General features: G+C 35.8%; 12 protein-coding genes. 5 read left to right on the top strand and 7 right to left on the bottom strand.

Annotated elements, in window-relative coordinates; all coding sequences use genetic code 11:
* Window positions 1–17: 17 nt before the first annotated feature.
* On the bottom strand, window positions 18–4,292 hold the full coding sequence (locus ACMAZI_RS08425; protein WP_412473380.1) for a hypothetical protein: 4,275 nt from the start codon (window positions 4,290–4,292) through the stop codon (window positions 18–20).
* A 199-nt stretch (window positions 4,293–4,491) separates the two neighbouring features.
* Window positions 4,492–5,823, bottom strand: a complete 1,332-nt coding sequence (locus ACMAZI_RS08420; protein ID WP_115362748.1) for a KamA family radical SAM protein — start codon at window positions 5,821–5,823, stop codon at window positions 4,492–4,494.
* An 84-nt stretch (window positions 5,824–5,907) separates the two neighbouring features.
* Here ACMAZI_RS08420 and ACMAZI_RS08415 point away from each other — a divergent pair, with 84 nt between their 5' ends.
* Both ACMAZI_RS08415 and ACMAZI_RS08410 read left to right on the top strand, forming a co-directional pair.
* Window positions 5,908–8,094 carry a penicillin acylase family protein gene (locus tag ACMAZI_RS08415; RefSeq protein WP_412473381.1) on the top strand — a complete coding sequence of 729 codons (2,187 nt, stop codon included), beginning with the start codon at window positions 5,908–5,910 and terminating at the stop codon, window positions 8,092–8,094.
* Window positions 8,095–8,164: 70 nt separating this feature from the next.
* Entirely contained in the window at window positions 8,165–9,751 is a 1,587-nt protein-coding gene (locus ACMAZI_RS08410) for a hypothetical protein (protein ID WP_412473382.1), read from the top strand.
* A gap of 32 nt (window positions 9,752–9,783) precedes the next feature.
* Here the strand turns inward: ACMAZI_RS08410 and ACMAZI_RS08405 are convergent, their stop codons facing one another.
* Window positions 9,784–11,142, bottom strand: coding sequence for a S8 family serine peptidase (locus ACMAZI_RS08405; RefSeq protein WP_412473383.1), 1,359 nt, complete (start codon window positions 11,140–11,142; stop codon window positions 9,784–9,786).
* A 135-nt stretch (window positions 11,143–11,277) separates the two neighbouring features.
* On the opposite strand from ACMAZI_RS08405, the gene ACMAZI_RS08400 reads away from it, so the two are divergent.
* The 3 genes from ACMAZI_RS08400 (at window position 11,278) to ACMAZI_RS08390 (ending at window position 13,762) form a co-directional block, all read left to right on the top strand.
* A complete protein-coding gene (locus ACMAZI_RS08400) occupies window positions 11,278–12,249 on the top strand; it encodes a 2-hydroxyacid dehydrogenase (RefSeq protein WP_412473384.1) in 972 nt (323 codons plus the stop codon).
* A gap of 76 nt (window positions 12,250–12,325) precedes the next feature.
* A complete protein-coding gene (locus ACMAZI_RS08395) occupies window positions 12,326–13,006 on the top strand; it encodes a response regulator transcription factor (protein WP_158536894.1) in 681 nt (226 codons plus the stop codon).
* A gap of 111 nt (window positions 13,007–13,117) precedes the next feature.
* Window positions 13,118–13,762, top strand: coding sequence for a response regulator (locus tag ACMAZI_RS08390; RefSeq protein ID WP_115362760.1), 645 nt, complete (start codon window positions 13,118–13,120; stop codon window positions 13,760–13,762).
* Here ACMAZI_RS08390 and ACMAZI_RS08385 read toward each other — a convergent pair.
* The 4 genes from ACMAZI_RS08385 to ACMAZI_RS08370 form a co-directional block, all read right to left on the bottom strand.
* Window positions 13,749–15,152: a S8 family peptidase gene (locus ACMAZI_RS08385; protein WP_412473385.1), complete on the bottom strand. Its 1,404-nt coding sequence runs from the start codon at window positions 15,150–15,152 to the stop codon at window positions 13,749–13,751. The two genes, ACMAZI_RS08390 and ACMAZI_RS08385, sit on opposite strands and share 14 nt — an antisense overlap.
* A gap of 219 nt (window positions 15,153–15,371) precedes the next feature.
* On the bottom strand, window positions 15,372–15,761 hold the full coding sequence (locus tag ACMAZI_RS08380) for a hypothetical protein (protein ID WP_115362764.1): 390 nt from the start codon (window positions 15,759–15,761) through the stop codon (window positions 15,372–15,374).
* Window positions 15,762–15,764: 3 nt separating this feature from the next.
* On the bottom strand, window positions 15,765–16,694 hold the full coding sequence (locus ACMAZI_RS08375; protein WP_412473386.1) for a trypsin-like serine peptidase: 930 nt from the start codon (window positions 16,692–16,694) through the stop codon (window positions 15,765–15,767).
* Window positions 16,695–16,751: 57 nt separating this feature from the next.
* Complete coding sequence (locus ACMAZI_RS08370; RefSeq protein WP_412473387.1) at window positions 16,752–17,585, bottom strand: dihydropteroate synthase; 834 nt, start codon at window positions 17,583–17,585, stop codon at window positions 16,752–16,754.
* Window positions 17,586–17,594: the final 9 nt, after the last annotated feature.

Here is a 17,594-nt window from a genome sequence, read left to right as displayed (position 1 = left end):
ACGAAAGTGGCCTTTTTTTATTCTAATACCTTTGGAAAAACATATAATTGATAGCGTTGCGAGATGATTTGGAATAAAGAGACACCATCTCTTTCCCACTCTTTATCTTGCTTAGAAAGCTGTGCCCTGCGACTATCTTTTTCTTTTAGATTTCTAAGATGATCTTTTAATTGTCCTGCCGTCATTTTAGAGTTACCAATCGTAACAACAGCGTCATCATCCATTTCAAAAAGGCCTTCAGTATCTTCTAAGTTACTAAAGTCTATTAAGCTATCCTCGTTTAGTGCATTTGAACCCACTTTAGTATTAGAAGAAGTGCCAACACCACCCTTACGAGACTTACCATTCTTTAAAGCATCCGGATTTATTGCTTCTTGAGAATATCCTTCTTGTTCGCCATTTGACGATGTATCTTCACCTTGCATTCCTAAGCGTGATCCTCTAGAACGCTGACTGCTACCGCTACCAAATGTTCCATCTCTAAATGAATCAGAAAGAGAAGATAAAACACTATCATGCTCGGAACGTCTTTCATCTGCTAATTTTTGTAAATTATCAAATTCAGAAGATTTCCCTCGCTTCTTTAGGGCATCCCTCATTAAACCTAGATCCTTACGACGACGATCGTTATTAGAGATCTGTCTTGAAACTCCTCTACTTAGATCTGAAATGGCCTTATTGCTTGAGCCCTTACCTGCTTCAAGACGGCCACGAATAGAAGAGTTGGCCCCCTTCTTATTAGTCATAGCATCTTTAAAATTATTTGTGGCGGTACTAAAACCTGAAAGCCAATTGGTAAACTCACCAAATCCATTATTAAGCTGTATCTGATCCCATGGCTGCTGAGTTTGCTTTCTATCAAGTTTTGTATTATCAGTAAGACCTTCTTTAACAGTATACCAATAATTATGCATTTTAAGTGCGTACGCAGCTGTGGACGAGAGGTTAGCAAGAGTTTGTCCCATGTAATTATTCATCTTAGCTATAAGAAGCTCAAAGTACGGAATGAGTCCTGGTGTGATATAATAATCAAGCTTTGTTACCTTAGGAGCATAGAAGTGATAACGATATGCATATTGAGCAAATTCCTGTGCCATACGCTTACGATCCGTATTTTCACTCTCAAAGCCATTATCTTCAGATATTAAAGTTGATAAGAAATATCCCTTTGCATGATCACGATAGTAATTTGTGACCTTATCATCAAGCGGAAAATAATTTAATGTCTTCTCTTTTTGAGCATTAAAACGTATCGGACTTGAAGAGCGATAGCTCGTATTATAATTTGAGCTCATATCAGGTAAGAAAGGATCAATTATCCTAAGTGCGACTCCACCTTCTCGTTTGACGTATGTATTTCTCGAGCAAACACCTACGGCCATCTCCTGATTACAGACATCATTTTTTCGCGATAAGAATTTCATACATTTAATTTTGTACTTTTTCCCAACAGTGACTCTAGCAATTTTCCAGCTACTCTTTGTTCGTGGCCCGCAAATATTCTCCGGCCCTCGTTCAGGATCAAGGTCCATGTCAGCATCACTTAAGATTCCCATCACCCCTGTCATGGAGACATTTACGATGCGATTAAATAATGAATTCTTATGAAGACCTAAAAACTTCATAAGTTGCATAATCCAACAAACAGGATAAAGACATTTTCGCGATAAAGTATATTTTTGACCATTATATTTAATGTAGTTCCAATTATATTCTTTTAACCATTGCACAGTATATTCAAAGAGAGCTGTACCATGTGATAGATTTTGTAGACTTGCATCTTCGATGGCCTTAATTTTCATAAGGGCCATATCTCTTAAGAATAAAGTGAAATCCTCACCGTGCCCTTTGGCGGTCTCTTTTCTTACGGCTTCAAAAGAAACTTTTCCTTGTGAGACAAATTCATCATAGCGAGAAGTCTTATCACACTCACCACTTCCAATACATGCCGTTACTTTATCAAGAGTTTGTACAAAATAATCATTTTCTCTTTTGGCAACATTATAGCCTTCATTTTTAACAATTTTTGTCCCAACAGAGTTTTCAACAATACTCTCGCTACCACCGGCCTCTTCCACGGACTCGACTTCTTTTTTGTGAACTGTATCAAGATAATCTTTAGAACCTACTTGGTTACAATTTTCTTCATTTTCATCACACACCGTTTTTTCACTATTAATGACATATGAATCATACATCCCGAGCCCATTACAATTAGCAATGTAATTGGCCTCAACATCAGGTTGTAACCAATCCGTAGGACTCATTGGGCCGACTGTATCAACACAGCGACACATCATTTCAAGAGATCTTTTCTTTAGCGTGGAATAAAGTTTATAAAGCGAATGCTTATATTTTACGGCCTCAAACCTAACAACATCTCTAATATTATAACGTCCATTTCTATCCTTAGGGTTATTACCATCAAAACCAGCAAGATATTTAGGATCTTTTCTCATATAATAATTAATAATGTTATTTTGAGCATCAGCAGTAATCTTTCCATTATAGAATAAATGAAGAAAGATCTTTTCTTCTTTATCAGGAAGATTATTTAGATAGTTTTGAATTTCTTTTAAAGCTGCCTCACCCACACTTTGATCAAATTCATCCCAAAGAGGTTTTCCTTTGCCAACCATCGATGGATCAAAGAGATCAAGATTATAGCCTCGCATTGAGTTTACTTGAACATTCCAATTATATTCGATGTTACTGGTACCAGTTAAGTTTCCTCTAGCTGCTTCAGCAGTATTATACTGGGATTTAATATGAAAGAAATCTCCTTCATCTTTACCACCAGTTGTATAATCCATAGCAAACATCATCATCATCATTTCAAAATAACTATCTGACTGCTTTGATAGAAAATCACCGAAGAGATTTACACGACATGACTTCATATCTGAAATTGATATATCTTTAAATAAGGGAGAGCTGTCATCCATACCTGAATATAATTTATAGTCAGGATCTGTTGAATCACCACCTCTTAACATTGAGATATAATCAGCTTCAATAACACCATCATTAATATTAACTTTAATATTATTTACACAATTATCAATCCTAGATTTTCTTCTCGAGGTATTAGGGTCTCCAAGTTGCGTATTCTTATCAATACAGCTATTTAAAGCACTTATATAAGGTGCTTGAAACGATTCAAAGGCACTCTCACTATGTTGAGGGTGTTTTGGATTAGTCTTAGTTTGGTTTCTAAAATCATCTAAGATCTTAGTTGCCTCAGCCTTTTTGCGAGCAACTGCACTTTGGTGATTGGCCTCAATTGTAATTTTATCTGATAATTCTTTAAAACATTCCTGTCTTGGGTATTCATAAGAAAAACCACTATCGCGATCTCTTATTTTAACTGGCTTAGAATCACAATTACTAATTTGTGACTCTAATTGATTCATATAAGTATTAATTTTCGAATTGTTAACACCATTGTCAGTTAATAGCTTTTTCATATTTGCTTTTGCGCTGACAACTGATGTTTTTAATTGTTCACTCCTTTCAACTTCAGCAGCTTGTACACTTGGAATTAATAACTCCATTAAGAAAGCAGGAATTGCTGAAAAAGACGGAATAATTGGAGCACAAACTCCGTTTGAGTTTTTAAATAAAGACTCACAACATTCTTGATTCTTTCCTGGTCGACTTCCAATACCAATACATGAAGAGCATTTATAATTTGCTTTACACGTTTTTGTTTCTTTATCACAACTATTAGAGCAGCATTCAGAGTCACGACGACAGCTTTCTTTATAAGTTTGGCAAGTATTGATATCAGTAACCCTTATCATTCTCTTGCATGAGCCCTCTAGACAATAATCTGAAAAAATAGAACAGTGTTGATTCTTATTCTTAGGAACAAGGCACTTTTCATAAGGACGCTGCGACTGATCTTTCACATCTAACTTAATTGGGAAATCGCATACCAATTTACCACTACATTGATTAGTCGCCGAGTAACAAGCATCCCCAGCATTAAGATACTTCTTTTCAGAATACATATACTCAGAAAGTTTGTGTGCTCTTTTGTTCTCAGGTTCTTTTTCTAATTTAGAATAAATAAGATTTTGAAATTCAGTACTTGATTCAGGCAGTCCTTGCTTAATATATTCAATAACTGCTTTTTTATCTAGCTTCTTTGATGAACCTAGTAATTGTTTAATCTTAGGGATTTCACTTTTTTGAATTGATTTAAAATTATTTCCATAGACACTGACTTGTGAAACAAGAATGAGGCTAAGAAGTATAGTAAAAATATTATTGAATTTTGAGCGAAGCATAAGTTTCCTCTAGTGGCCTCTCATTAATTTTTATTAAGAGGCATCATTATTTCATATACTTATTTTATCGGAAGAATGAGTTCATTACTCAAGTGTATTGTAGGATATTGAAATTAGGTAAGATTTTCGAGATTTTAATAGCTTATGTGTGCCAACTTAATGACACACATAAGCATATAATCAATAACTTAGAAAGGTATTAAACTTTTTTGATGGCCTCATCAATCATGGCCTTGCGAGTTGCTGCATCTTTCCAGCGATCCTGTGCATCAGGGGCCAATTTATGAATTGGATCAAAATAAGTGAAAACTTTATCTGGTTTAACGTATGGTGCACGCCAAACAGAGATACCATTTTCTTGATCGTAGTATTCATAAGAAGCAACGTGACGCTTTCCACCACCACCAGGTAGGTCACAGACAAAAGTTGGAGTATTAAATCCAGCTGTTGTACCACGAACTGCTTTTTCCAGTTCTTCACCTTCGCCAAGAGTTGTTCTGAAGTGTTCACATCCTGGCACCATATCGTGCATATAAACATAGTATGGTTGAATATTCATATAACCAAGTTTACGAGTTAGAAGTACCATCTCATCAACATGGTTATTTACACCTTCTTGAAGAACTGCTTGGTTACGAACTAAGATTCCTTCACTAAAGAGACGGTCCATGGCCATTTGAGACCACTTCGTAATTTCAAGCGGTGAAGAGAAGTGCGTATGAATTACCATTTGTTTTCCAAAGCCAATAGCAAGCTTATGAACCTTAACTAATGCTTCCATCCACTTATCATCTGTAAGAATCTTTTGAGGGAAAATTGCAATTCCCTTAGTAGCATAACGAATACGTCTAATATGAGGTATCTTTAATAAATTCTCACCAATGTATTGGATTTGTTTTGGGTTGAGCATGAAAGCATCACCACCAGAGATAACAACGTCTTCAACTTTTGGATGTTGAGCAAGATATGCAAATACATTATCCCAATGCTTTTGATTTGCTCCATAAGACTCTTTTTCAACAGACTCTGTAGAGCCACCAATAACACGTGATCGTGTACAGTAAGAACAATATACTGGACAAATCGTTAGCGGAAGAAAGAGTACCTTATCAGGGTAACGATGTGTCAGCATCGGCACTGGCGAGTCAACATCTTCACTAAGAGAGTCTGCCATATGCATAGGGTGATCTTCTAAGAACTGAGAGCCGATTGGTAAGAATTGTTTTCTTAGAGGACAATTCTCAGGATCGTCCCAATTAATAAGTGCAAAAACGTAAGGTGTGATTCTAATATTCATTGGAGTTATTTGTTGGCCTTTTTGTAGGTCTTCAAAAAACTCTTTTGAAATTTTATCACCTAGTACTTTTTTGACTTGGTCAATTTTACGAATTGAGTTTTTCAGCTGCCATAAGTGGTCAGAAAACTCTCCTCTTGTAACTCCTGCCCATGCAGGAATCTTTTGCCAGAAATCATCATTTCTAAAATTGCGATGTTCAAGATCTGGTATCTTTGAATGATCAATATTAGTCATATAAAAAATCCTTGAATGTAATTTGTAATATTATATCTCAAAATATTGCTTTTTAGGAAACGCTAATCGTGTCATTATAAATATATGGAAAAACCTAATTTAGACTTCAAGACAAACATTTTAGATAATGTAACTAGACAGATATCGACAAAAGACGTCAAAAGCTTTCTTCACGCCCAAGGCTACTATCATGGAAAAGATCGCTTCATGCAAATGGAAATGCTTAGACTAATTGCACAAGGTCGCCTATGTGAGTGTTTAAAAGATACAGAGGAAACATTTGCTATTGATAAATATATGCGTGAATTAGGAATAGACTATTTTGCGAGACAAGAGATAGACAATCTTGACGAGAAAACGTCTAATCTACTCAGCTATTATGTTAATGGAGTAAACAAGGCCATGAGCGAGGGCCTACCATTTGAGTTTAAGCTTCTCTCACACACGCCTCAAACTTGGCAAATTAGTGACACAATACTAACAATCAAGGCCATGAGCTTCCTCGGCCTGGCCCAAGGTCAACAAGATCTTGAAAAGCTTATTATACAGCTTCTTCAAAATACAAATCACCAAGATAAGCAAACACAAGATATTAAAATAGAAAGAGTAAAGTCCCTTGCTAAGGGCGCTCTTGATACTATTAGTGATAGTGAGATCAATCTTTTACAAAAAGTAAAAGTATATAATCCCCTAATTCCTGAAAGTTATGAGTTTTTAAAATTTATCCCTAAAATTCAAGCATCTAATAATTGGGTATCAAATAAAATGGGCCACGCAATACATGCATGTGATCCTCACTTAGAATGCAATCGCCTACCGGCCATTTGGTATGAAATGAAAGCAAATATCCAAAATGTTGGTAATTTCTTTGGTATTACTATGCCTGGTGTCCCAGGGTTTGTTATGGGAAGAAGTGATGATACTGCTTTTTCTTTTACTTATGGTTTCATGGATATGGTGGATCATTTTATCGAAGAAGTACGCGATGGAAAGTATCGCTTTGAAACGAACTTTTTTGATTTTAAAGTTCGAAGAGATATTATTAAAAGAAAGAATAAAAAAGATGTGGAAATTTATATTAAAGAAACACACGCTGGCTTTCTAGAGGCAGATAGTGAAATAAAAAATATCAAAGATGGCCACTATTTATCAATGGCATGGTCATGTCGAAAAAGAGGTGGCGCAAAAACTCTTAAGGCAGTTCTGGATATCTTTCATGCAAAAAATGTTGATGATTTATTTAAGTGCGTTTCAGATGTAGCAATAAGTTGTAACTGGCTTCTATCAGACTCTGAAGGTAATATTGGCTACCATCAATCAGGAGTCCTACCTAAGAGAAACTTTTCAGGACTGTATCCAATTGAAGGATATTTTAAACAAAATATTTGGCAAGGCTATTACGAGGGTCATCAGCTTTATCATTTTAAAAACCCTAATGAAAAAATTATTGCAACGGCCAATAATAGGATTCAAGATGAACACTTCCCTACTGCGATAAATGCACCAATGGCCTCATATCGTAAAGATAGAGTAACTGAGCTTTTAGTAGAAAATCAAAAACATTCAACAGATCTTTTTAAACAGATGCAAGGTGATACTTTTTCAAGACAGGCCGACCTTTATATTAATGTTTTTAAAAGTGTATTTGAGGAATCAGATCTTGGAAGAAAATTAATTAACTGGAACCGTCATTATGATGTAGATAATAAAGTTGCGCCTATTTTTGAATCGTTTTATAAAACACTTCTAAAAACGTTCTTTAGTGATCACTTACTTGGAAAGCAAGTAACGACATATTGTATGGATGAGACATCGATTATTGCAGACTTCTATGGTTTATTTGATCGTATTTTTCTAACAAACGATATTGACCATATTTGGTTTAAGGATACAGCAGACAAGGATACATATATTGCCAAGGCCCTTAAAGAATGTGAGCAAAGGCAAGCTGATACCCGCTGGGGAGATATCAATCGCTACAAAATGAAGCATATTCTCTTTGACGGAAAACTACCGTCTTTTCTAGGTTTTGATGTTGATAATATTGAAATCCCAGGAAATCGATCGACAATTACTCAGGGTGCTGTCTATGAAGCTCATGGAAGAACAACGTCATTTGTCCCTTCATGGAAAATGGTAACAGATCATCGCAATCACGATGTCTATACAGTTCTACCAGGAGGACTAAGTGATCGCAGATTTTCAAAGAACTATAAAAGCGACCTAAGTAACTGGATTCATGGAAGATATCGACAGAATTCAATTGTTTAAAATCTAAACCTAATATGTAAGCTTTACAAACTTAGGCCTACAATTTTCTTTATTTGCTATAAATGACTCTATGAAATCATCAAAGCAAAATCGATATATTGTTGGGCCAATACTACTTATCCTAGTTAATACTTTCACTCTAGCAAGTGACACTTATAAGAATATGCTAGAGAGCGAATTAAAGTCTTTTACAACAGATACTGAAGAGATTTCATATAGAACAACATTCACTCCACGCTACGTATTGAAGTACCATGAGAGAGTCAAAATTGTTGAAGAATATCGTGAGCTAGAAAGAACGTTGACTTCTAGAGATCATGAGATTGAACAAATTAGAAAGTACGTAAAAAAGAAGAATTACCTTAAGGCGCTAAAGGCCATTGATTATAAGATTCAAAAATATAATACTGCAATTAACTTAATGAATTATTTGATGATGAGTGGAGATAACTTTATTGCAGCTCTATCTGATGACTTTGAAGATATAAATTATGATTCAAAAGCATTTGAAAAACTATTTAAGTCAGTAAAAAAACAAATGCAGTATAACTCTCGTTATTACAAACAAAGACGTAATGACCGCCATTCACATACAGGCTTTGATAAATATGAACTAAGAAACCTTAGAAATCCTACAATATTTGACTTTAATGAGTTGAAAGATGAAATAAGCTCACTTGCAAAGAATACGAAAGATAAAGAAATTGTTGAAAAGATATTTGACGGGATTGAAGAATTTCAAGGTGAAATCAAGGCCTTTAAAACGTTAAAGAAAGAAACTGAATGGAATGCTGGAAGATATACAATATTCTACGGTATTAAAGAGTTTATATTAAAAAGTTTAAGCTACGTTGCCCTACCGATGAAGCATGCAATAAAAGAAGAAGAGCTTCAAAAGGTATCTGAAAGAGAATTTCAACCAGGTGATATCGGAGCGATTCAACGATATGGGAAACTATCAAATTTAGTATTTAAAGGAAATTGGACCCACGGCCTAATTTACATCGGTGAATACTCGAAGTTTTCAAATTACTTTAATGCGGATGAAGAAACCAACGAATTATATGCACAAAAGTGTATCGACCAAGGACTTAATTGCAAAAATTATCTTAGTTACTTACATGCGAAGTTTCCTGATTCAATGAAGGAATATAAGAAAAGTGAAGAAGACGGTAATCCATATGTAACACTTGAAGGCCTAAAGCCTGGGGTTGTCTTTATGGAATTAGATCCTTCGATGGCATGGGATAACCTAGTTATCTTAAGGCCAAATTTAAAAAAGAAGGATAAGGCCCTAGCACTTGAGAGAACATTTTCAAGCATTGGTAAAAAGTATGATTATTCATTTAATGGAAATTCATATTCTCGATTTGTATGTACTGAGCTAATTCAATACTCGTATGAATCAAATCCACATGAGGATAAAGAAGGTATTGATTGGGATGTAAATATTGTCATGGGGCGACCTGCAATGTACGGATTTGATCTTGTGCAAACGTTTATCAATCAAGAAGAAGATAAGAATCGTCCAAAACAGCTTAGTTTAGTGCTATTTATGAAAGGTCTAAAAAAGAAAGAAATTAAGCGTTCATTAAAGGAGCCAGAATTTGGAACGGCCAAAAGAGGAACAATAAAAGAACTAAAGGATACCTTATAAGAAAAGGCCGCATGAGCGGCCTTTTTTATTTGTTATTTTAAAACGAAATTTGAAGGAAGTGGTAAAACAGATCCTTTGATATAGATCGGAGCACGACGAGACTTCTCTCTTACTTCTACTTCCATATCAGCAACATCTTCTTTAGCTGAAGCAATGGCCTTTGATAGAGAAATATCTAAAGAAAGTATTGCTGCACGCTGTGCACGTTCAGAATTTACAACACCACCAGTCTTAACTTTACCAGCTAGAAATGACTTCGTATCAACTGTTTCCATAATGATCTTTTTAACATCAACAGGCTTTAAACTTGGATTGATATCAAGAATCTTTCCAGCAACACCAGCTACATAAGGAGCGGCCTGTGAAGTTCCAGAAACTTTAATGTACTTATTACCTGGAGCACTTGAAAGAATACCAACGCCTGGAGCTGCTACATCAACCATCTTCTCACCATAATTAGAAAAAGGTGCAAGTGATGAATAATCAATAGTTGCCGCTACTGATAATTCATTATCACCTTGAATATTAGTTGGTGATGTTGGGTACTCATCATTGTTAAGTCCATCATTACCGGCAGCAAAAACAAATAAAGTATTTGGTGCTGCTTTTAGCATTGATTGTGAATTATCAACTAAAGCATTAACAAAGTATTTAGCATAATGCTCTACTGTCTCAGGATTTGGTTCTTTTTTAGAAACAGTCTTCATAACAGTTTCAACAATCATTTTTGCTTGTGGAAATCCCGTACCAAATGATCCGTTAGCAACCTTAGCTCCGTGATCAGATACATAGTAAGCAATTTCATTGAAAGTACCAGTCTGAGCTTTAGCAAGAGCATCGATTGCTCTTTTTACAAGAAAATCAATAATTCCCTTATCTTGGTTAAGTGAAGCAATTTCTTGTCCTGGAAGTTTTACTTCTGTTGGAATAAGTTTTACAGCTAAGATTTTTGCATCATCAGACTTTGTAGCACTAATTCCCGCTACGTGAGTTCCGTGCATAAAGTTACCGTAAACAGTCATACGCTTAATAAAGTCTTCATTTTTAATGATTGACCTCATCCAGTCTAATTCTTCAGGAGTAATCGTCCCACGCATCGACTTTTCTTGTAACTCGAAGAACTTAACCATATCGTCATTTAACGTTCCAAGATATTTGTAATCAATTACCTGATTATTAGATTCAGCAAAGTTCCAACCATAAACATCATCTTGGTATCCATTACGATCTTCGTCTCTTTGGTTACCAGGAATCTCTAATTGATTAATCCAGGCCTTTGGAGCAATCACTTCGTGTTGCATATCTGTACCTGAGTCAATAATAGCGATAGTTGCTGCTGAAATTTGAGATGTTACAATGGCCGCTGCCATTATCTTTGATAAGTATTTCAAAATCTCCTCCATTGAGTATTTTTGCATAAATATAGTCTAATCTATATTTTAAAAGTATATTCTATGATGTAAAGCCGCTTTAGCAAAAGATCTGACAACACAACGTTTAAACGGTGCACAAACAAAGGTATACAAATGAAAAAATTTAATATTTTCGCCACAGATATAATCCAAGGTCCCCTTTATGAGAGGCTTAAGAAAGATGGTCATAAACTTACAGTTTGGGATCGCAAAGAAGATGGCCCTCTCACAAGTGAGAAAATGATAGAAAATGCTAATGACTCTGAAGTGATAATTTCAATGCTTAGCAATACAATCGATGCCTATATATTGGCCCAGCTACCTAAGCTAAAACTTATCACTCAATATGCTGTTGGCTTTAATAATATTGATATTAAATATGCTCACTCTAAAGAAATCATTATTTGTAATACGCCAAATGTTTTAACTGAAGCAACGGCCGAATTAGCAATGGCACTTATGCTGGCCGTTGCAAGAAATTTAGAAGCTGCAAGAAAGAATGTTCTTAATAAGGAATGGGAAACATGGGAGCCTTCAGGCTTTATTGGAAATTCTCTATTTAAGAAGAAACATGGAATCATTGGAGCAGGAAGAATAGGAACTCAATTGGCAAAAATGTGTAAGGGCGCCTTTGATCAAGAAATTTACTACACTGGCCCAAATCGAAAAGATGAAATTGAATCCAGCTGCGATGCTAAATATTTAAGTTTAGAAGAATTGGCACAAGAATGCGATATCATCTCAATTCATTGTCCATATAATGAAGAAACCCATAAGCTAATTGATAAAAAGATATTCGCTCTTTTTAAAAATAACGTTATTCTCATAAATACAGCACGTGGAGAGATCATCGATGAAGAAGAGCTCTTCTCATTCTTTGAAAAGCACAAAGAAGCAAAGGCCGGTCTTGATGTTGTGTGTAACGAGCCATTAAAAGCTGACTCTCCCTTGCGTAAGTTAGACAATGTGTTCATCCTCCCCCATATTGGATCCGCCAACGACGAGGCACGCTTAAATATGGCCCAATTAATTTACGACAATATTTCTGCGTTCAGTAAAGATGAAGAATTAAAAACAAGAGTTTAGTTTTGTTTACTAAAATTAAGCTGAAGATTTCTTGATAAATTTATACATTATATTCATGAATATAAAGGAGCTATTCATGAAAAAAATATTAATCATAGATGATGATCAAGAAATTCGAGACCTACTGCGTGCATTGCTGGAAAGTAATTATAATATTATTGATGCCAGCAATCAGGATGAGGCCATAGCAATTGCTTGGCAAGAAAAACCAGACTTAATACTCTTGGATATCTTATTACAAAATGAATCAGGATTTGAGATTTGCTCACAATTGAAAATGAATGAGGAATTAAAAGATGTTCCAATTGTCTTTATTTCTTCAAAGAATAATGTCAACACAAGAGTTACTGGGTATCAACTAGGAGGCATAAACTTCATCAGCAAGCCGTTTGAGCCTTCTGAAGTTAAGAGTATTATTAATACGACACTAAAGTCGGTCAATAATGAAAATGCCATGGAAGTTATAAACTATCGTGACATCGCTCTAAATGTACCTTCTCAAGAAGTTAAGATCAAAGGCCATCGTATTCATTTTACGTCTTCTGAATTTAAGATCATTCATCTTCTACTTAAGAATGAACAAAATGTTCTCGCAAGAGAAAAAATCCTAAACCATATTGCACCAGACAATCATAAAGTGAATGACCGCATGATTGACACGTATATTAGTTCCATCAGAAAAAAGATTAAGGATTCTAATTATATTATTCGCAGTGTTTATGGCGAGGGTTACAAGATTCAAGAAATCTCTGCATAGTGCAGAGATTTCATTTCTAACTAACTAATACAAAAGCCTGTTTAAAGAAATTTAATTAAAATTTAGACTACTTATCCTAAATTTGACTCATGACTCAATTATACTGAGTGTATGAAAAAGCACATCATGGTTATTGACGACTGCTACGAAACCGCCAAGCTCCTTGCCACTAGCCTGCAAAACACATTTAGCTTTCATGTCAAGTATCATACTAACCCATTCAAGGCCATTGAGGATATTAAAACTCTAGCATTACTTGGTGATGATAAACTCTATATCATCTGTGATTACATGATGCCTCAAATGGATGGTATTGAATTATATGATGAGATTTCAATTCTGGATAAGAATATCAGCTTTATCCTCTTAACGAATGAAAATGATAGCCAGGTGATTGAAGAGGCAGCAAGAAAAGGAATCGACCTCTTTCTATTAAAACAACAGGGTTTTGACGTTATTATTAATCAGATAAATAAGATCATTAACGACGACAGCACTCTTGGCCATGAATTGATTGAGGTATTTGAAGTCACCGATATAGTACGAGGTTTTAAGATCGTTGAAAAAGGCTTTGGGCATTTGAAATTAATCACAAAAGAAGAAATCCCTCGTAATGCGATTATAAAGATAGGTACAGGTTCAAACGATAATGATATCTACCGAGTTAATAGCTGCAAGATAGTTAATGATAAAATTGAAGTTGACTGCTCACTACTTACCTCAGAGGCACCGGCAAGACATCTTAGAGCTGCTTAGTAAACTTGTATCGATGAAAAATAACAACGGCCATGATAAAGAAAAGGCCAACAAGTGTTCCATTACCGCCTTGGCCACTGCTTACATCTTCAATAGTCCCACATGCTCCACCACTTTTGTTACCAGAAGAAAATCCATCATTTAAGGCAGCTGTACCACCCACAAGGACCGGATCTTTATAACTAAAGTTAGCATTAGGAGTTGTGTTATAAGCAAGGGAGACAGCTTCATATGGATCCACAGCACCTTTAGAACAACTCTCTTTGTCACAATAATATGAAACAGCTGTTTGAGTAATAATTTGTCGAACTTGATCTGGATATAGGCCTGGATTTGCTTGGTAAATCATTGCAGCTGTTGCAGAGATAAAACCTGCGGCCATTGATGTTCCATTCATACTAGCAAATGACTCAGTACTTGGTGTGGTCTGACCACTATTTACTGTTGATAAAATCCCATCCCCTGGGGCAGCAATATCAACAATGCTACCAAAGTTTGAATATGTTGAACGACTTCTTGATTGATTAACAGCACCGACTCTTAAAACACCTCGACAATTTGCAGGGGTATAAAATGTTGCATCTGCATTTGAGTTTCCTGTTGCAACAACCACTACTGCACCTTGTGACTTCGCAAAGTCAATCGACTCTTGCATATAACGACTACAACTTCCGCGGGCCCCTAAAGACATATTAATAACTTTTGCAGGATTTGGATTTTGGCCAGCTCCTCTCACACTTCCACCAGCGGCCCAGCGTACAGCATCTGCAATATCAGATGTTAACCCACCACATGCACCTAAAACTCTTACCGGAAGAAGATTGATTCCTTTTGCGGCACCAACAATACCGTAGTTATTATCAGAGCGAGCAGCAACGATTCCTGCGATATGAGTCCCATGCCATGTTGAAGAACTTGAGCCTGCACTACAAGTGCCAGAATTATCACCGAAGTCCCCTTCATCACTTGGATCACTATCACGGCCTCCACCGTCGCGAGAATTGGCACCATCGGAGATCATGTCATAGCCTCCCACAACATTTTGATTTAGTTCAAAATGTGATGTGATACCAGTATCAATAATGGCCACTGTTACATTTGGTCCACCGTCGGCCAATGCATATTCACGAGCATGATAGAATGAATTTGAAAGATAATTATTGAAGTACCATTGGTTAGAATAATAGGTATCATTATACTCTCCGTAGTGAGCAAATAGTCTCCTATCCTCTTCCACATATTCAATATCGCCTGAAATAGAAAAGCTTGCAAAGCTTGTTGTAGGATTTGCGATTGATGTTTCGCTTGAGCCATCTTTATATTTAACAATATAATTGGCCGAAAGATTGGCCGCGAAACTCGCGGCCAGAGCAAGTATTAAAAAGCGCATACTCATCCTTGAGTCTTTGTGTCGGTCATTCGACTATCACTAGCATCCTGCCGGTGACATGCTTATATATAAGCACGAACCGTGCCAATTGTTCATTTTAAGATATCCACTACATACAAAGATATGCTGTCAAAATGAACCACATTAGGGCCAATGTGCTTACACAAAGGTGTCATCTTTGTGACTTAAATAAAATTAAATTTGGATAATAAAGGTTAATTAGGATTCGATAAGAGTGACTTTCCACCTGCGATTGTCAGGATCTGTAAGAAAGAAAAACTGGATTCCTTCATGGACAAGAATTTCTGGTGAGCGCTCACTCGATAATATATTTAGATCTTCACCTGAGCTTTCAAGACGGTAATTTACAAACTCCACCTTCTTTTGAAGCTCGATTAATTCATCTTGAGTGCTAACGATAAAATCAAAGACAATATTATTTCCAACTTGAGCAAGCTTTGGCCTTTCAATGACGAGAAAGCGTATTTGATCGTTATAGAGAACAATAGAGTCAGATGCATTTTCTATTTCTAAGTCAAATACATCACTTAAAAAAGATGATGTAAGATGTGCATTTGAACTGAATAAAATGACCTGACCGAGTTTCATTCTTTAATTATTACGGCGACTTTCGATATCGTCAATAATGGCACCAATTTTTAAAACTGACTCTCCATCACAACCATCTTCTTCACAATAAACAACACGATTACATTGCTTCTCAGTGTCCCAAATAAGATCATCATGGCCACGAATTAAAAGCCCTACCATCTCATGTGTTTTCTTATCAAAGACAGGGCCACCACTATTGCCACCAAACGCATCAAGATTTGTATTGTAGAACAGCTCATCATCATAGCGAACAAAACCATTAGTTGAATAACGAGATAGGAAACCATTAGGGTGTCCAATCATATAGACTTCATCACCATTTTGAAGTAGGTCTTTTTTTATCTTAACTGGCCTACGCCCACCTTCTACATTACGATCTAATTCGATAAGTGCGTAATCAAAGGTCTTATCTCTTGTTTGATGATACGCTAAGATCTTACTACAGTGATAGACTTGGCTTTTAACAAAGTATTGAACCTTATTTTTAGATCCTAAATCGGCCCTTGCATCAAAGACAAAGCTTTTTCGATCACATGCTAATTGATAATTTTGAATACAATGAGCTGCTGTTAAGACAGTTTTAGGTCCAACTAGTACAGAACTGCACCCACCATAGGCCAAGTCATTTAGAAACTCGTTTTCACCTTCACACATTTTAGCCTTTTTAAAGAAATTCTGTCCCTTAGCACTATATAATTTACCATCTAGGACTTCATTTAAACTGAAGCGATTAACCATAAGAGCTGTCGCATGAGCACCATTCTTTACGTCCTGAGATAACTCACCTGTCGTATCAGCAATATCTAGCTCACCGTAAATGGCCTTATCTAGATGCTTAAAAAACGAAGCAGCACCATTAGCAACAGATGCATTTGAATTAAGAGTTGAAAAACAAAGTAAAGCTGTGAAAATGTAATTAGATAATCTCATAACCGCCCTTAAAATAATCGTAGACCAGTTATAGGACAAATTTGGTTCAAAAACTATCTAATCTGTAATATTTCCAGCCTCATGTACACGAAAATACAGCTGTTTTACACCATTTAGGCGTGTTTTAAGACGTTTTAGATATTTCCAATGAAACTTTTCGCTAGCAGTGTGTATATCCGTCATTTCATCTTCATTGCCTTCAAGCCTTACAAGATGTTGCAGAAATGATTTTTTAGAGATGCCAATAAGCCAATTTTCATGAATATCTTGGATCTTGTGGATATTTTCTAATAATTCTAAGTTCTGATTTAAAGTTTTAGAAAACCCAAAGCATGGATCCAGAATTAAGCGATCCATATCGAAATTATGCTCGCTTAAGAAAGCAATCTTAAGATTGAAAAATTCTCTTATAGAATTAAAGTCTAGGTTCTCGTTGAGATAATCCATGTGAGAATTTGCTAAATTTCTCTTAGGTGCGAGATTATGACAAAGTATATAGCGCATCTTAGGATACTTTTTAAAGAGGGCCAGCCCTTCCTTATCAATGGCCCCAGAAACATCATTCCAAATGACTTCACTAAAATGATGGCCATACGAGTGCATAAACTCTTCCATTGTTTCAACTTTATAAGTATCAATCGATATGGTTTTAAAGGCCTTAAGACGATCTAAGTGCTGTGAGATATACTCATCAAGTCTTTGCCATTCTTGCTTAAAAGAGATGGCCTCATTAAAAGGGGCCGTACTTTCAGCGCCAATATCAAGGCCATATTTTGCTTGTTGGAATTTTTCAAGTTGGCCGATTTGAAAATCATTATCGAGATTTCTATGGCCGTCAGAGAATGAATTAGGGGTAGCGTTAACTACCCCTAAAAATAAAATATTTGTCATATTTGAAAA

Source organism: Halobacteriovorax sp. YZS-3-1, assembly GCF_047084945.1.
GTDB lineage: Bacteria > Bdellovibrionota > Bacteriovoracia > Bacteriovoracales > Bacteriovoracaceae > Halobacteriovorax_A > Halobacteriovorax_A vibrionivorans.
Note: the sequence above shows the minus strand (reverse complement) of the source record. Positions and strands in the feature narration are given on the sequence as shown.

Excerpts from the sequence above, each read along its gene's own strand:
- ACMAZI_RS08400 (WP_412473384.1), top strand. The coding sequence starts at position 11,278 with ATGAAAAAATTTAATATTTTCGCCACAGATATAATCCAAGGTCCCCTT.
- ACMAZI_RS08415 (WP_412473381.1), top strand. The coding sequence starts at position 5,908 with ATGGAAAAACCTAATTTAGACTTCAAGACAAACATTTTAGATAATGTA.
- ACMAZI_RS08380 (WP_115362764.1), bottom strand. The coding sequence starts at position 15,761 with ATGAAACTCGGTCAGGTCATTTTATTCAGTTCAAATGCACATCTTACA.
- ACMAZI_RS08420 (WP_115362748.1), bottom strand. The coding sequence starts at position 5,823 with ATGACTAATATTGATCATTCAAAGATACCAGATCTTGAACATCGCAAT.
- ACMAZI_RS08410 (WP_412473382.1), top strand. The coding sequence starts at position 8,165 with ATGAAATCATCAAAGCAAAATCGATATATTGTTGGGCCAATACTACTT.
- ACMAZI_RS08390 (WP_115362760.1), top strand. The coding sequence starts at position 13,118 with ATGAAAAAGCACATCATGGTTATTGACGACTGCTACGAAACCGCCAAG.
- ACMAZI_RS08385 (WP_412473385.1), bottom strand. The coding sequence starts at position 15,152 with ATGCGCTTTTTAATACTTGCTCTGGCCGCGAGTTTCGCGGCCAATCTT.
- ACMAZI_RS08425 (WP_412473380.1), bottom strand. The coding sequence starts at position 4,292 with ATGCTTCGCTCAAAATTCAATAATATTTTTACTATACTTCTTAGCCTC.
- ACMAZI_RS08375 (WP_412473386.1), bottom strand. The coding sequence starts at position 16,694 with ATGAGATTATCTAATTACATTTTCACAGCTTTACTTTGTTTTTCAACT.
- ACMAZI_RS08395 (WP_158536894.1), top strand. The coding sequence starts at position 12,326 with ATGAAAAAAATATTAATCATAGATGATGATCAAGAAATTCGAGACCTA.
- ACMAZI_RS08370 (WP_412473387.1), bottom strand. The coding sequence starts at position 17,585 with ATGACAAATATTTTATTTTTAGGGGTAGTTAACGCTACCCCTAATTCA.